The sequence below is a fragment of the Stenotrophomonas sp. FBCC-B152 genome (assembly GCF_059134105.1).
On record NZ_CP101442.1, the window covers coordinates 1,784,493 to 1,798,742 of the forward strand.

15 protein-coding genes and 1 pseudogene are annotated in these 14,250 nt (G+C 60.1%); 11 read left to right on the forward strand and 5 right to left on the reverse strand.

Features of this window, described 5'->3' with window-relative positions; genetic code table 11:
* The first annotated feature begins 8 nt into the window (after positions 1-8).
* A complete protein-coding gene (locus NMB40_RS08415) occupies positions 9-356 on the forward strand; it encodes an ArsR/SmtB family transcription factor (protein WP_012480197.1) in 348 nt (115 codons plus the stop codon).
* Positions 357-419: 63 nt separating this feature from the next.
* The gene (locus NMB40_RS08420; RefSeq protein ID WP_494360684.1) at positions 420-1,466 is read left to right on the forward strand and encodes a flavin-containing monooxygenase; all 1,047 of its coding nucleotides are present in this window, start codon (positions 420-422) and stop codon (positions 1,464-1,466) included.
* Positions 1,467-1,507: 41 nt separating this feature from the next.
* Here NMB40_RS08420 and NMB40_RS08425 read toward each other — a convergent pair.
* A protein-coding gene (locus NMB40_RS08425; RefSeq protein WP_087944433.1) for an IS3-like element ISStma13 family transposase occupies positions 1,508-2,631 on the reverse strand; the annotation gives its coding sequence in 2 pieces (ribosomal slippage) (positions 1,508-2,355 and positions 2,355-2,631; 1,125 coding nt in all).
* Between the two features lie 347 nt (positions 2,632-2,978).
* On the opposite strand from NMB40_RS08425, the pseudogene NMB40_RS08430 reads away from it, so the two are divergent.
* Together NMB40_RS08430 and NMB40_RS08435 are read left to right on the forward strand one after the other, a co-directional pair.
* Positions 2,979-3,242, forward strand: a pseudogene (locus NMB40_RS08430) (transposase); the annotation flags it as partial.
* A gap of 144 nt (positions 3,243-3,386) precedes the next feature.
* Entirely contained in the window at positions 3,387-4,727 is a 1,341-nt protein-coding gene (locus NMB40_RS08435) for an ISL3-like element ISStma11 family transposase (RefSeq protein ID WP_019183731.1), read from the forward strand.
* Between the two features lie 82 nt (positions 4,728-4,809).
* On the opposite strand, the gene merA is transcribed toward NMB40_RS08435, so the two are convergent.
* From merA to merT, 3 genes are read right to left on the reverse strand one after another with little or no spacing between them, the layout of a single operon-like run.
* Positions 4,810-6,504 (reverse strand): mercury(II) reductase, encoded by a 1,695-nt coding sequence (gene merA, locus NMB40_RS08440; protein WP_494360685.1) that lies wholly within the window; start codon positions 6,502-6,504, stop codon positions 4,810-4,812.
* 10 nt (positions 6,505-6,514) lie between these two features.
* Positions 6,515-6,793: a mercury resistance system periplasmic binding protein MerP gene (gene merP / locus NMB40_RS08445; RefSeq protein ID WP_012480190.1), complete on the reverse strand. Its 279-nt coding sequence runs from the start codon at positions 6,791-6,793 to the stop codon at positions 6,515-6,517.
* A 12-nt stretch (positions 6,794-6,805) separates the two neighbouring features.
* Positions 6,806-7,156 carry a mercuric ion transporter MerT gene (merT, locus tag NMB40_RS08450; RefSeq protein WP_012480189.1) on the reverse strand — a complete coding sequence of 117 codons (351 nt, stop codon included), beginning with the start codon at positions 7,154-7,156 and terminating at the stop codon, positions 6,806-6,808.
* A 74-nt stretch (positions 7,157-7,230) separates the two neighbouring features.
* Here merT and merR point away from each other — a divergent pair, with 74 nt between their 5' ends.
* From merR to NMB40_RS08470, 4 genes are all read left to right on the forward strand, one after another.
* Positions 7,231-7,638, forward strand: coding sequence for a mercury resistance transcriptional regulator MerR (merR, locus tag NMB40_RS08455; protein WP_012480188.1), 408 nt, complete (start codon positions 7,231-7,233; stop codon positions 7,636-7,638).
* 193 nt (positions 7,639-7,831) lie between these two features.
* Positions 7,832-8,767: an IS3 family transposase gene (locus tag NMB40_RS08460; RefSeq protein WP_371105641.1), complete on the forward strand. Its 936-nt coding sequence runs from the start codon at positions 7,832-7,834 to the stop codon at positions 8,765-8,767.
* A 316-nt stretch (positions 8,768-9,083) separates the two neighbouring features.
* Positions 9,084-9,494 (forward strand): DNA-binding protein, encoded by a 411-nt coding sequence (locus NMB40_RS08465; RefSeq protein WP_080047697.1) that lies wholly within the window; start codon positions 9,084-9,086, stop codon positions 9,492-9,494.
* 141 nt (positions 9,495-9,635) lie between these two features.
* Complete coding sequence (locus NMB40_RS08470) at positions 9,636-10,016, forward strand: hypothetical protein (RefSeq protein ID WP_012480186.1); 381 nt, start codon at positions 9,636-9,638, stop codon at positions 10,014-10,016.
* Between the two features lie 436 nt (positions 10,017-10,452).
* Here NMB40_RS08470 and NMB40_RS08475 read toward each other — a convergent pair whose 3' ends face one another.
* Positions 10,453-10,923, reverse strand: coding sequence for a hypothetical protein (locus NMB40_RS08475; RefSeq protein ID WP_139103661.1), 471 nt, complete (start codon positions 10,921-10,923; stop codon positions 10,453-10,455).
* A 122-nt stretch (positions 10,924-11,045) separates the two neighbouring features.
* Between NMB40_RS08475 and NMB40_RS08480 the strand changes: the two genes are divergently transcribed.
* The 3 genes from NMB40_RS08480 (at position 11,046) to NMB40_RS08490 (ending at position 14,225) form a co-directional block, all read left to right on the forward strand.
* Positions 11,046-11,477: a cysteine hydrolase family protein gene (locus NMB40_RS08480; protein WP_012480184.1), complete on the forward strand. Its 432-nt coding sequence runs from the start codon at positions 11,046-11,048 to the stop codon at positions 11,475-11,477.
* 163 nt (positions 11,478-11,640) lie between these two features.
* Entirely contained in the window at positions 11,641-12,138 is a 498-nt protein-coding gene (locus tag NMB40_RS08485) for a hypothetical protein (protein WP_012480183.1), read from the forward strand.
* Between the two features lie 1,571 nt (positions 12,139-13,709).
* Positions 13,710-14,225, forward strand: coding sequence for a DNA-binding protein (locus tag NMB40_RS08490; protein WP_080047696.1), 516 nt, complete (start codon positions 13,710-13,712; stop codon positions 14,223-14,225).
* Positions 14,226-14,250: the final 25 nt, after the last annotated feature.

Here is a 14,250-nt window from a genome sequence, read left to right on the forward strand (position 1 = left end):
CTTTATGCATGAGCAAGGGCACCCCCAAGGCAAACGCCATTGAGCAAGCAGTAAGCGTGCTGGCAGACCCCATTTTTCGGGCGCTGGCTGAGCCGTCGCGCTTGGCCGTGCTCAAGCGTGTGCTTCAGGTGGAACGGGCAGATATCGCGGAGATTGCCGCCGGCCTTCCACAGGAGCGATCCGTGGTCTCACGTCATCTGCAGGGACTCCACGATGCTGGGATCCTACGCGCAGAGCGGGTGAGCCGGCAGGTGTACTACCAGGTCGATGGCCTCGCGATGGTCGCACGCTTGGAGCAGATCCTGCTGCAGGTCAGGGCGCTGGCACCTTACTGCTGCCCCGGTGATTTGAAGTAATACCGCAGGCAATTCTTGATTCATCAACGCAACTCACATATATGCATATAGGCGCATACACGCATGAATAAGTTGAATGTCGACGTCGTCGTGATCGGGGCAGGGCAGGCAGGCTTGGCGATGTCATACCGGCTCAAGAACGCAGGCGTGTCGCACCTGATTCTCGAACGACAACCGGCCGCTGGTGGCAGTTGGCCGTCGTACTACGACAGCCTGACCCTGTTCTCCCCGGCAGGATATTCCTCGCTGCCTGGCCTCGAGTTCCCCGGCGGAGCCAAGCGCTATCCCAAGCGGGACGAGGTCACCGCGTATCTGCGCCAGTATGCGTCCGCCTTCGACCTGCCAGTGCGCGCCAACAGCGAGGTTGTGGAGGTCATCTCCGAAGCAAGCCAACATCGCGTCAAACTTGCCGATGGAGCGGTCATTACCGCCCAGGCAGTAGTGGTGGCAACCGGTGGCTTCAACACACCTCACCTGCCGGGGATCCCTGGAAGGCAGCTATACCAAGGGACGATTCTGCACAGTTCGGCCTACCGAACACCCACCGGCTTCGAAGGCAAACGCGTCGTCGTCGTCGGTGCGGCCAACTCAGCGTTACAGATCGCGCACGAACTGCACTCCACTGCCACCGTGGTGCTGGCAACCCGCGAGCCAGTGAAGTTCATGCCACAACGGTTCCTCGGCTTCGATTTTCATGACTGGCTCAAGTGGACCGGCCTGGGCAATTCCCGTTGGCTGAGCGATCAGAGCACGCCCGTTCTGGATGATGGACGTTATCGACACGCCCTGAGTACGGGTGCCATTTCCCGTCGAGAGATGTTCACTGCGTTTACCAACGATGGGGTGGTGTGGCCGAATGCGGAAATACAAGCGGTCGACGCTGTGATCTTCGCGACGGGCTTCCGGCCGAACATGTCATTCCTGCCACGGGAAGCCTTGGATCCGGACAGGCGGGCACTACACAGCCAAGGGGTTTCCACCACAATCAAGGGGCTCTACTACCTCGGGCTACCGCTACAGCGCAACTTTGCCTCTGCCACGCTTCGCGGAGTTGGTAGTGACTCCTTGGGAGTCCTAGCATCGATCATGAGCCACTTGCGGCCCATGTAATTGCGCACGCGACGTCCCCCCGGCTTGAGTAGTGGGCGGGTTTAGAGTCCGGTGCTGATGTTATCGTTCTTCGCCGCCAACTGCGCGGCGTATTGGGCGGGTGTTAGACCGCCAAGCGCTCTTTTTGGTCTTTCTTCGTTGTAGTCGCGCCGCCAGCTTTCGATACTGGTGCGGGCATGAAGCAACGTCGGGAACCAGTGCTCGTTGAGGCATTCGTCGCGCAGCCGTCCGTTGAAGGACTCGATGTACGCATTTTGGTTCGGCTTGCCCGGTTCGATCAGACGCAGGGCAACTTCCTTTTCGTGAGCCCAAGCCACCATCGCCTTACCGCAAAACTCCTTGCCGTTGTCTGTCCTGATCACTCGTGGCAAGCCGCGCTGCATGGCCAGCCTGTCCAGTACCCTGGACACGCCTTGCCCGGATATTGCCCGCTCCACTTCGATGGCCACAGCCTCGTGGGTGGCGTCGTCGACGATCGTCAGGCACTTGACCACCCGGCCTTCTGCGGTACGCTCGAACACGAAGTCCATCGACCACACCTCATTGGCAGCGGACGGCCGCAGGAGGGGCTGGCGCTCGCTAACCGGCACCTTCTTACGCTTTCTGCGTCGCACCTGCAGGCCCGCTTCCTGATAGAGCCGCTCCACTCGCTTGTAGTTCACGACAAGTCCTTTCTGCCGCAGCTTCAGATGGATCATGCCCACCCCGTAGCGTCTGTGCCGATGCGCCAGCGCAGCAATCTGCTCGCGCAGCTCAACGTTGTTGTCGGGCCGAGGCTCATAGCGCAGCGCGCTAGCGCTCATCCGCACCACCGTCAGCGCTCGCCGCTCGCTCAACCCCTTCTCGACCATGCTCCGCACCAGCAGCCTGCGCGCCGGCGCGGTCACCACTTTTTTCGCAACGCATCCTTGATGACGTCGTTCTCGAAGACCTGTTCTGCCAGCAGCTTCTTCAGGCGTGTGTTCTCCGCCTCCAGGTCCTTGTGCCGCTTGGCGTCGGGCACGCTCATGCCGCCGAACTTGCTGCGCCACAGGTAGTACGAGGCCTCGCTGAAGCCATGCTGGCGGCAGAGGTCCTTGATGGGCATGCCGGACTCAGCTTCGCGTAGGAAGCCGATGATCTGCTCTTCGGAAAAGCGCTTCTTCACGTCCAATCTCCTTGTCATTGAGGATTGGACTCCAAACCGCTTCGCTACTCAATCTCGGGGGGACGTCGCACGTTTGGCATGCCAAGAACGGAGTAGGGCACCGGAACTTCTGCGGGGCCGTCGAGGTGGTCGCGCAATCCCAAAGTCAGCCTTTGTTGTTCTGACGGTGAGCGACCCATACGGCAGCGACAGTTATGGATACTACTAAAAAGACAGCAACGCCGGCGACAATGCTCATCTGCTGTAAGAGGGTCAACGAGTTTAAAAAGTTCATCTTAGAAACCAACCATTGGTGATAGAGTGGACCGGCCAGGATTTCGTAGACATCTCAGAGCCATAATCAATGGAAGCGAGAGAGGTGTCTAATGGCAAGCAAACAGTACACGGATGAGTTCAAGGCCGAGGCGGTCAAGCAGGTTACCGAAAGAGGCTTTGCGGTAGCCGAGGTTGCCAAGCGGTTGGGGGTCTCGTCCCACAGCCTTTACCAATGGCTCCGCAAGTCCAGGAGCGAGGCCTTGGCGGGCACGCCTGAGGGGTCGATGTTGCCGACGCCGAAGGACTCAGCCGAGGTGCGGCGCCTGAAGGCCGAGGTGAAACGCCTGACTGAGGAGCGCGACATCCTAAAAAAAGGGGTATCCGGAATCTGGTGTGGGTTCTGGCTCCTTGGGTCTTTGTAGCTATCACTTTCAAAGAATGGATTTTGGTGTTGGACGGCTGAGCGGATGTGCTAGAGTAAAAGTCGGATTTCAGTGTGGGTTCGCCCAAGGTGCTGAGTGACGGACTTTCTCCAGCTGCGAAGCCTGAAGACGCTTGAAATCCTGACCAGCGAGGACAGTTACGTCGTCAAGGCCGAAGGCGTCAATCAGTGGGTGACCTGCCCGCTGTGCAAGACCGGACGCCTGCATGGTCACGGCTCACAGGAACAGTCGTTTCAGGACACACCGACGCACGGCAAACCCGTCGTGATCTTCATCCAGCGCCGTCGCTATCGCTGTACAAGCTGCACCAAGACCTTGTTTGAGCCTGTGGCGGACCTTGATGGAAAACGCCAAGCCACGGCGCGTCTGGTGCGTTATATCCGCGACCAGTCCTTCTCCAAGACCTTTGCGGCCCTTGCCCGGGAAGTAGCCGTGGACGAAAAGACGGTCCGCCACGTCTTCGACGATTTCATCGAGGAGGTCGAGGCCAAGACCCAGTTCCGGACGCCGCGGGTGCTGGGTATCGACGAGCTCAAGATCATCGGCCAGTACCGGGCCATGATCACCAACGTCGAGCGCAAGACCGTGTTCGATATCCGCCCCAGCCGGGCCAAAGCCGAGTTGATGCCCTATTTCCGCGACCTGCGGGACAAGGACTCGGTCGAGTGGGTGGCGATGGACATGTACCACGTTTATCGGCAGGTGGTGCGCGCCACGCTGCCACAGGCCCGGATCGTGGTCGATCGATTCCATATCCAGCGCATGGCGAACGACGCGCTGGAGAAGCTGCGCAAGCGCATTCGCAAGGATTTGTCCACCCGGCAGCGCCTCAAACTCAAGGACGAGCGGTTCCTGCTGCTCAAGCGGCAGCACGACCTGACAGGGAGAGATATGGACCGGATGCGGGAATGGTTCCAACAGTTCCCGCTCCTAAGCGAAGCCCACGCGCTCAAGGAAGGATTTCTGTCGATCTGGGATCAGAAGACCCGCCCAGCAGCAGAAGCCGCCTGCGCGAAGTGGCAGGCCAATATTCCGACCGAATTGGCGGCCACGTTCAAGGACCTGACCACCGCCGTGCACAACTGGCACGACGAAATCTTCGCCTACTTCGAGCAGCCGATTACCAATGCCTATACTGAGTCAGTCAACCGAGTGGCCAAAGACATGAACCGCATGGGCAGGGGTTACAGCTTCGAGGTGCTTCGGGCGCGCATGCTCTACGACAAGAAGGCGCGCAAGGATGGCTCGGTTATCGAAACCGTGTTGGTCGATGACGACGACCCAATGACCACGGACTTCGTGTTCCAGCGGATGACCACGGCGGCAACGCGCAAGAAGAAGATCACGCGCGTGGTCGAGTACGGCCCCTATCTCCCGACGCTGGCGCGGCTACTCGAAGAGGGGTATTTCGAATAGTCCTCAACCCATTGTGCAAGAGGCGGCGCTTCAGCCTGAATTTGTGATTCAGCCGATGAAGCATAGGTAAGAGGCCCAGCCACTACCCCGCGCAACAGGACAGTTGCTTTACGTCCTTGGTGAAGGTTTGTGCCGCGAGTTTCAGCCCCTCGACCATCGTCAGGTAGGGGAATAACTGGTCGGCCAACTCTCGCACCGTCATGCGGTTGCGAATCGCCAGTACTGCGGTTTGGATCAGCTCGCCTGCTTCCGGGGCTACCGCTTGCACGCCGATCAGTCGTCCCGAACCGGCCTCCGAAACCAGCTTGATGAAACCGCGCGTGTCGAAGTTGACCAGCGCCCGGGGCACGTTGTCGAGCGTCAGCGTGCGGCTGTCGGTCTCGATACCGTCGTGGTGCGCTTCGGCTTCGCTGTAGCCCACGGTGGCGACCTGCGGGTCGGTGAACACCACCGCCGGCATCGCCGTCAGATCCAGCGTCGCGTTGCCACCCGTCATGTTGATTGCAGCGCGGGTGCCGGCCGCCGCCGCGACGTAGACGAACTGCGGCTGGTCAGTGCAGTCGCCGGCGGCATAGATGTGCGGCACGGTAGTGCGCATCGCGTGGTCGATGGTGATGGCGCCTTGCGCATTGACCACCACACCGGCCGCGTCGAGGTTGAGCGTGCGGGTGTTTGGGGTGCGGCCGGTGGCGAACAACAGCCGGTCGGCATGCAGTTCGCCGCGTTCGGTGGTGAGCACGAATTCCCCATCCTCATAGGCGACCTGGCTGGCCTGGGTGTGGTCCAGCACTTCGATGCCTTCGGCGCGGAACACGGCCGTGATGGCCTCGCCAATGGCGGGGTCTTCGCGAAAGAACAGTGTGCTGCGCGCCAGCATGGTCACCTTGCTGCCCAGCCGGGCAAAGGCCTGCGCGAGTTCGACGGCCACCACCGACGAGCCGATCACGGCCAGCCGATCGGGGATCGTGTCGCTGGCCAGCGCTTCGGTCGACGTCCAGAAGGGCGTGTCTTTCAAGCCCGGGATCGGTGGAATCGCCGGACTGGCCCCGGTGGCGATGAGGCAGCGGTCGAAACTCACCTCGCGCACCCCGTCGTCAGCGGTTGCCACGGTCAGCGTGTGCGCATCCTTGAATCGGGCATCGCCGCGCAGCACGGTGATGGTCGGGGTGCTCGTCAGGATGCCTTCGTACTTGGCGTGGCGCAGTTCATCGACGCGCCCCTGCTGCTGAGCCAGCAAGCGCTTGCGCAGAATCTTCGGCGAGGCGGCGGCAATGCCGTCATCGAACGGACTCTCGCGACGCAGATGCGCAATGTGGGCAGCGCGGATCATGATCTTGGACGGCACACATCCGACGTTGACGCAGGTGCCGCCGAGAGTGCTGCGCTCGATCAGCGTCACACGCGCCCCTTGCTCGACGGCCTTCAACGCCGCCGCCATCGCCGCGCCGCCGCTGCCGATCACGGCCACGTGCAGTGCAGCCTCATCGTCCTCGCGCTTTGGTTCGCCGCCCAGCCGCTCTTGTGCATTGTTCAGCAGGTCGCTGGGTTGCCCCGGCGCATCGGCAAGCTGCGCTCGGTAACCGAGTGCGGATACCGCCGCGACCAGCGAGGTCACGTCCGCGGCGGTACCTACGCTGGCCTCAATCTCGGCCCGGCGCTGTGGGTAGGACACTGAGGCCGAACGCACGCCGGGCACCTTTTCCAAGGTCTGCTTGACGTGCTCGGCGCACGACCCGCAGGTCATGCCATCGATGTGCAGCGTGATCGCCTCGGTCATGAGCGTGTGCTCACTTCTTGACGGTAGACGGGTAGCCGGCGTTCTCGGTGGCTTTGGTCAACGCGGCCGGAGTGGTCTTGGCATCGTCGTAGGTTACCACCGCCTCCTTGGGCTCCCAGGTCACCTTGGCCTCGATGACGCCTTCGACCTTGGTCAGCGCCTTCTTGACCGTGATCGGACAGGTGGCGCAGGTCATGCTCGGCACCGACAGCGTGACGGTTTTGGTGGCGGCCCAGGCGGGAGCGCTGAGGGCAACGGTCAGAGCGAGCAATGCGACGAGTTTCTTCATGGCAATCTCCTTTCAGTAGAACAGGGGCATGAGGTAGGGGAACACGAGCGCGATCAGCACCAGGGCGGTGAAGATCCAGAAGATCACCTTGTAGGCCGTCCGCACCTGGGGCACGGCGCATGCGTCGTCCGGCGCGCAGGCGCGAGCCGGCCGGAAGATGCGACGCCACGCGAAGAACAGCGCCACGAGCGCCACGCCAATGAAGATCGGCCGGTACGGTTCCAGCGCGGTCAAGTTGCCGATCCAGGCGCCGGAGAAACCCAGCGTGATCAGCACCAGCGGACCGAGGCAGCAGGTCGAGGCGAGGATGGCGGCGAGGCCACCGGCGGCCAGTGCACCGCGGCCGTTGCTGGGGTCTGCCATGTGAGGGATCTCCTTCCGAGACGTTGCGTGATGCGCTAAGGTTACTTCCGTAGTCAAGTACGGAGTCAAGCGCGATGGTGAACGATCCGCAAACACTGACCATCGGGGCTTTCGCCAAGGCCGCTGGGGTCAACGTGGAGACCATCCGGTTCTATCAGCGCAAGGGGTTATTGCCAGAACCAGGTCGGCCCGTCGGCAGTATTCGCCGCTACGGATCGGCGGACGTGGCGCGGGTGCGTTTCGTGAAATCCGCCCAGCGGCTGGGGTTCAACCTGGACGAAGTCGGCCAACTCCTACAGCTTGAGGACGGCACTCACTGCAGCGAAGCCGCCGAGCTGGCTGCGCTCCAGCTCACCGACGTGCGCACCAAGATGGCGGACCTGACGCGAATCGAAGCGGTGCTGTCACGGTTGGTCAACGAGTGCCATGCGCAGCGAGGCACTGTGTCGTGCCCGCTGATCGATTCTCTGCACGGGAGCTAGGCGCGTGGCTTAACCCGGTTTTCCGTTCCACTGCGCCTCAAACCCCAGTTCGAGCCGGGGGCAAGGTGACCTGCCACTGATTGTTTCCTTGCACCGACATGCGCCAGACAAAGCCCACACTGAAGGCTAAAAGCGCGTAAGCCTTGCGATACCAGAAACCTACCGAACGAGAGCTGTCAGACAAGAAGGGCTAGTGCGGTCTTCCCACACTAAAATCCGGATACCCAAAAAAAGCCGCGGCGTACTTCGCCAAGGGATGACGGCGAAGTACGCTTTCATGCGTGAGCACTTGGGCGAGTTCAGGCTGACGGCCATGTGTCGAGTGCTTGGGGTTAACCGCAGTGGCTACTACGCATGGGCGGGCAATTCGGGCAGGCCGCGTCGTCGTGAGGATGATCGTCTGCGCGGCCTTATCAAGCACGCGTGGTTGGCAAGCGGGACGGTGTACGGCTACCGCAAGATCACCCGGGAACTTCGTGAGGCCGGTGAACGTTGCAGCCGCCATCGTGTTCGACGTCTGATGAAGGCAGAGGGCATAAGGGCAGAAATTGGCTACGGCACCAAGCCGCGCCATCGAGGCGGTCCGCCTGGGATGGTTGAAAACGTCGTCAATCGCGACTTTTCGCCCGCTGCACCAAACAAGGTGTGGGTCACTGACATAACATACATCCGCACCTACGAGGGCTGGACTTTCCTGGCAGTGATCGTCGACCTTTACTCACGGCAAGTGGTTGGCTGGGCGATGCAGTCCCAGATGACCACCGACCTTGTGCTGCAGGCACTGGTATCGGCGGTGTGGAAGCGAAAGCCTGCTGCGGGCCTGATCATCCACTCTGACCAAGGCAGCCAGTTCACGAGCAGCGACTGGCTATCGTTGCTGAAGCAGAATGGCATGGTTCCAAGCATGAGTCGGCGTGGAAACTGCCATGACAATGCGGTGGCTGAGAGCTTTTTCAGTGCACTGAAGAAGGAGCGGATCAAGCGACGGATCTACCCGACCCGGGACGAGGCGCGCTCGGATGTATTCAATTACATCGAGATGTTTTACAACCCAATCCGACGCCACGGTTCCGCTGGCAACCTGGCCCCTGTAGAGTTTGAACGGCGCTACGCGCAAGGCGGCTCATGAATGTCTACGGAAGTCTGGCCGGTCCAGAGCCAGTGCGCGACGCAGCTCACTGCAGGTCGCAACCTGAGGTGTTTTCAAGAATTCTAACCCTAGCTGTTGGGCCCAGCACCTCCTACTGCCTGGCCACACACTGCATGATTGCCAGAAAGTGCGGGCAGCATGGCTGCATTGGAGAACTATCAAGTGATACCCCCGGGCTCTGCCATCTCTTGCAGCCTCGGCGAGCAGCATGTAGCCATCTGAATACGCACTGAGGGCTTGCTAGCTCGGCTTAGGGGCGCACAATTGGACTGCATGCCACCTTTGGTACCCGCACATGCCTGACTCAGTCACGAAAGGCGAGGCTTTTGCAGCGATCGAGTCGCTTCTCGCCAACGGAAAGCCACCTCATCATTTGAATGTCCGCGCAGCCCTAGGAGGCCGCGGCAGTGGGCCAACACTAAGCCGGTTCGTAGCCGCGTGGTTTGCAGAACGAGCAGCATTGCTGGCAGGTCGGCCGAGCTCAGTTGCCGACATGGCTCTTGCTGATGTCATTGCAGCTCTTAAGAGCTTGGGGGAGCCAGATGCCCAAGGAAATGTTCTTGCAAATCTGCCGAGTGCATTTGAGAGAATTGGGCTAACCCTCGACCAACTGTTCATAGTCCTACACGCCTGGGAATCTGATTTGGAGCGACGGGAAGGCATCTTGGCCAAGACGAACACGACGCTGGCAAGCGAAATCACATAGCCAAGGACGGAATTGAACAGAGAAAAGCAAAAACTCAATTGGCGCAGAGGTACAGCCTTAGTTGGCCCGTCAGTCCGACCCTGCAAGGGCGGCCGAGGGTAGAATTCACCGATCCATCAATCGGTTAGCGAAGATCTGGCCGTGTTCGTAACGATTCCCTGCCAACCCTCACGTTGGCTTTTCGAACAGGGCGCACGCCCGGTGATCTATCAGCCGGCCGCCGAATTTCACGACCTCCCTGCCAGCCACGCCTGGCGACACATGACCTATGAGCCGGACCGTGATCCGCCGATCGATTTTACCTGGGAGCGCGAATGGCGCCTGCAGACGGAGCAGCTGCACTTCGATCAGTCGTGCGCAGGGGTAGTGGTGCCGGACCGGGCGTGGGCGGCGCGCATGCGGGCCGAGCACGAGGTCGAGCAGGACTGGCGCGTTCTTGCGTACAGCCAGATCATGGACGCGCCGTTGGCCGAGCAGCTCCGCGATGACTACCGCTGGACGCTGACCTCGTTGCGTCGTTAATGGCCAGCTCCCGAATGCACGAGCATTCGAGAGCCGTGCCTGCGGTAGCGAACCCGCCCAGCCATAATCAGCGAAAGAATCGGCCAGGACCGCGATTCCTGGCTCGCTCATCAACCCTCCTGTTGTGCCTGCCCGCTCACCTCATCGCGCCAGCAGGGCATAGCGTACTCATTGCAAGACCGAGGAGGGCGGCGTAACGCACGGAACTATGGGCAGAGACTCGGTGAGTCGGGAAAGTGCAAAAGGCAGCACGGATGATGGCAGGGCGCCGGATGCAGGCAATTCAGCGGGGCTGTGCGGGCAACCTACCGGAATTGCCCCCTTGGAGAATACGACGACAGCCAGAATGAAACAGCACTGCTGAAACAGCGACAGCGCTGCCAGGTACCTCATCCAATGCCGCAGACCAGGATACGGGCAGAACAGTCAGTACACGTCACCTTGGAACGCCATTGCGGGCAAGATGGCTAAATCCTGCGGGACCGATGGCTGCATTGGATCCAGCGCAGCGCCGCCACTTCAGTGAGTCCGGCGCTCCGCACTGCTCAGCCCCATTGCCCATGCCCGTCATCGCCACACCCACGCCAACAAGGACCAACAGCGTCAGCACGGACCAGGAGATCCAGTCCGCCCCAAGCGCAAAGAAGGTCTTGTTCCAGATGCCCCAGGCGTTGAATGTCGGCTTCCAGAGGTGCACCTTCGCAAACAGGAAGGCGATCAGCAGTGCACTGGTTGAAGTCGCGAGGGGCGCGAAGCGGTGATGGCGGAGACTTAGCGCCAATGCAGCCAGGCTTGGAAGATAGACCGCGATGTTGATGATCCACAACGTCGCGGTAATCGTGTAACACCAGTTTGCAGCTTGGCGGATGTGATCCGCATCATGCAAGGTGATGGCCAACAGCATCATGATGTTCGCCACAACCAGCGGCTAGCGGCAGCGACGATCCAGTAGCGGAGCAATGCGCACGTGGTCCACCTCGAAAAGGGGTAGGGGAGGGGCGACCGAACGGTCGCGAGTCTGGCCGGATCATGCTGGCGCGTAGAACGATGGGGCAGTGGAAGAGCCCGACTCACTCCCAGATCAGGGCGAATGACAAACAGCTCTTTGCGAAGGGGTCATGGGGCGGCACATTCCACCCGTACTTTGGTCCGCAAGAAGGTGATCTGGTCGTCAGCGAGCATTTCTACCAGAGCGGGTTCGCAAACACTGATCTGGCGATGCAACTCAATCAGCGAGGTTTGAGCAACATCATCCTGATCGGGATGATTGCCAATACGTGTATTGAAACCACAGGCAAGTACGGTGCGGAGCAGGGGTTCAATGTCACCCTGGTCTCCGATGCAATGGCAGCGTACTCGCTGGAAGCGCAACACAACGCGATCGCGGTCAATGGCCCGACCTATGCTCATGCGATCTACTCGACCGAAGAGATCCTGGCAAGGATCCCGCAGAAACGCTAGTTGCCCTGTCGCGATGCATGCCCTCCGGGGGATGCATCACATCCGAGGGAAACGACGTGGACCGTTCCGGGATGAAACGTTAGCCATCGCGTTGAGTTCCGCCTCAAGTCAACGACGCACCCGCCGATACGTGACTGTTCAACCATCAGAGGCAGATGCACTCATGGCCAAAGAGAAGGCGATCGGACCAGCAGCAAGCAAGCAGAATTCGGAACAACCGAGGGCGCCACAAGATGCAGCAATGCGGAACGAGCGGGCCTTCGCAAACTTCAAGGATCAGATCGAACTACTGAAGGTGCTGTCGCTTGGAACGGGCATGTGCACGGCATCTTACGTGGTCGCCGCGAGCGAACTCGGTTCGTTGACTCGCGCGGCCGGCGCGATCACGTGCATTACGCTCGGCGTGTGGATGGGGGTATGCGGCGTAGTCGTCTACTTTCGGAATCGGCTCGACTTGAGCGGCCTATCAGCATGGCAAAAGGCCTGGCGTGTTGCTCAGTACCTGATCGTCATGTGTGCAACATTGTTCGCATTCTCGACGGCAATCGAACTCGCAAAGCTGAAGGGCTCCCGCAATCAACCTCGAGCAGCCGCAATTGAGTTGCCCGCCACCAGGCATTGCGATTCGCTCAACCAGCCCGGAGATGCTCCTGGTACATGAGGGTAGGGCAGCTGCGGACGCAACATATCTGAAGTGTGCGGGCACGATGGCTGCATTCGCAGCACGCAACAGCACAGCTTCATTCGTCGGTGGTAGGCGACACGGCACTGCATCCCGAACGCCTGAGTTCGTCCTAACTGCATCCCGGGAAGAATCGACTTCCCACACCGCTCTTATCCGGCAGCAGCAATCTGCTGCCGGCCCAGGCTTCAAGGCATTCATCCGACCAGTGTGCGGATGACTCACCCCAATCACATCGCCCACGCGGGGGAGGCGGGTCGAGATACCGAGAGAATCCTTCGGCCCGCAGATGCGGGCTAGGACGCTTCGAGCGTGAACCTTACCAACGTGCGCTAGCACTCCAAGACGAGAAGTGCTGTCTGGCGACGTCAAGAACAAGGTCTGGGCTGGTGGCCAGCATCGTCGATGGCGAACGACCGCCCAGTAGTGAATCTGGTGCCATCAACCACTCGACCTCTTCCCAGCCCGATGTCCGCCCGCCTTCTGCCACTCCATATGGACCGCGAAGAAGCGAAAGCAGTTCAGTAAGCACTGGTGCTGGCTCATTAGAAGGCGTCAACTGCCATGCTGGATAGAAAAACGCTCCCTTCTCTGGGAGCCAGACTCCGATAACTCTGCCAGATGCCATCAGCCGGGAAAGTGCCTGACCATTGCGGTCATGCAATCTCAGCAGATCCGCAAACGCGGTGGCATCCAGCCAACTCGCTGACAGGGCAGCCCGGGCTGCAGCAGATGCAGGTGTTTCCTCCGGCAATTGCTTGGCATGGTCTAGTTGCCAAGTGGCCCGCAGACCGGAAGGATCCCACACCCGACGAACGCTACTTGGAGTTGTCCGCAGAGCCCGGCGACGCCTCGCTATCTCGTCAAATTTCCTATTGTGACGGTACGCGATCCAAAGCGCGGTCGCTGTCGTAGACGCGATAATGGCAAGAAAAATGAATGCAACTATCGACATTTGCTGGAACAGTGTCAGTGAGTTCAAGATGTCCATGAATCACCATCATTTGGGATGAGCGACTACTGCGGGCGATATGGCTGCATTGCTCGTAGTCACATGCTCCTGCCGCACCAGGCGCAGGCACGATTGGGCGAAGTGTCAATAATTGCGCCCATTAGAGAACCGGCGTTTCTGACGTTTGCGCCCCTGAAATCGTAAGTTCTGTCGATGCGCAACAATGACAGCGCCCACGGTCATCGCTACCGCCCACACAATGATGATTGCGGCGAACAGAGTCATCTGTTGGAAGGTGGACAACGTTTCCAGGAAATTCATTGGATACCTCGCGGGAGAATGCGGCAGCAAGCCACCGGCACGCGCTACTGCGGGCCTTACTTCGCCTCTGCGTCTACAAGCCCAGCGCGAATTCTGACGCATTTTTCCGCTTTCTGGGCGATCAAAATTGCTATCGACCGATCAGGCGTGCGGGCGCTATGGCTGCAAAGTGCGGGCGGGATGGCTGCATCAACGACGGGAACTCTTCAGGCCGTAAGGCTGGCGTCAAGCCGGGCGGGGAGGGCCATCCGCCCACACTTGAACTTCTGAATGCGCAATGACACTTGCAGATCAGAAGCAAAGGCGCAGAATCAAGGCTCAAGTGCGGTCTTACGGTGTGATCGTGGCTAGACCTATCAGCAACGAAGACGTCTATTTGGCTGTCGAGCAGCTTTTGAGAGATGGCTTACCGCCGACCCAAGCTAACGTCAGGCGGGCGCTTGGCGGGAAGGGCTCTGGGCCAACTCTATCCCGGGGCATTGACTCCTGGTTCCGAGAATTTGGGCGTGCCGCGATGTCTCTTAGAGCCTCAGCGGGTCCCGCCAGCTTGATGGCGAAGGAGAGCGCCTGTGAGGTGGCATCTTGTCTAGAGGCAATGACGGCCCAGCTGAAGACGGATCCTCACCAAGACATTGGTGAGCTCTTTCGATATGTGCTTGAAAGATCCGGCAACCTTTTAGAGAAGCTGGTCGCCAGGGAACGCGAGCTTGACCAACGAGCAGCCGACCTGGAGACGCTGAGAGCAAGCTTGTGGGATATGACGCCGGGAACGACGCAGACGACTGACCCTTAATAGATGGCCAATCTATAGCGCCTTA

What these genes read in the sequence shown, in the direction of transcription:
- NMB40_RS08415 (WP_012480197.1), top strand. Translation starts at nt 9, where the DNA reads ATGAGCAAGGGCACCCCCAAGGCAAACGCCATTGAGCAAGCAGTAAGC.
- NMB40_RS08420 (WP_494360684.1), top strand. Translation starts at nt 420, where the DNA reads ATGAATAAGTTGAATGTCGACGTCGTCGTGATCGGGGCAGGGCAGGCA.
- merA (WP_494360685.1), bottom strand. Translation starts at nt 6,504, where the DNA reads ATGACCGAGGCGATCACGCTGCACATCGATGGCATGACCTGCGGGTCG.
- merP (WP_012480190.1), bottom strand. Translation starts at nt 6,793, where the DNA reads ATGAAGAAACTCGTCGCATTGCTCGCTCTGACCGTTGCCCTCAGCGCT.
- merT (WP_012480189.1), bottom strand. Translation starts at nt 7,156, where the DNA reads ATGGCAGACCCCAGCAACGGCCGCGGTGCACTGGCCGCCGGTGGCCTC.
- merR (WP_012480188.1), top strand. Translation starts at nt 7,231, where the DNA reads ATGGTGAACGATCCGCAAACACTGACCATCGGGGCTTTCGCCAAGGCC.
- NMB40_RS08465 (WP_080047697.1), top strand. Translation starts at nt 9,084, where the DNA reads ATGCCTGACTCAGTCACGAAAGGCGAGGCTTTTGCAGCGATCGAGTCG.
- NMB40_RS08475 (WP_139103661.1), bottom strand. Translation starts at nt 10,923, where the DNA reads ATGATGCTGTTGGCCATCACCTTGCATGATGCGGATCACATCCGCCAA.
- NMB40_RS08480 (WP_012480184.1), top strand. Translation starts at nt 11,046, where the DNA reads ATGCTGGCGCGTAGAACGATGGGGCAGTGGAAGAGCCCGACTCACTCC.
- NMB40_RS08485 (WP_012480183.1), top strand. Translation starts at nt 11,641, where the DNA reads ATGGCCAAAGAGAAGGCGATCGGACCAGCAGCAAGCAAGCAGAATTCG.
- NMB40_RS08490 (WP_080047696.1), top strand. Translation starts at nt 13,710, where the DNA reads ATGACACTTGCAGATCAGAAGCAAAGGCGCAGAATCAAGGCTCAAGTG.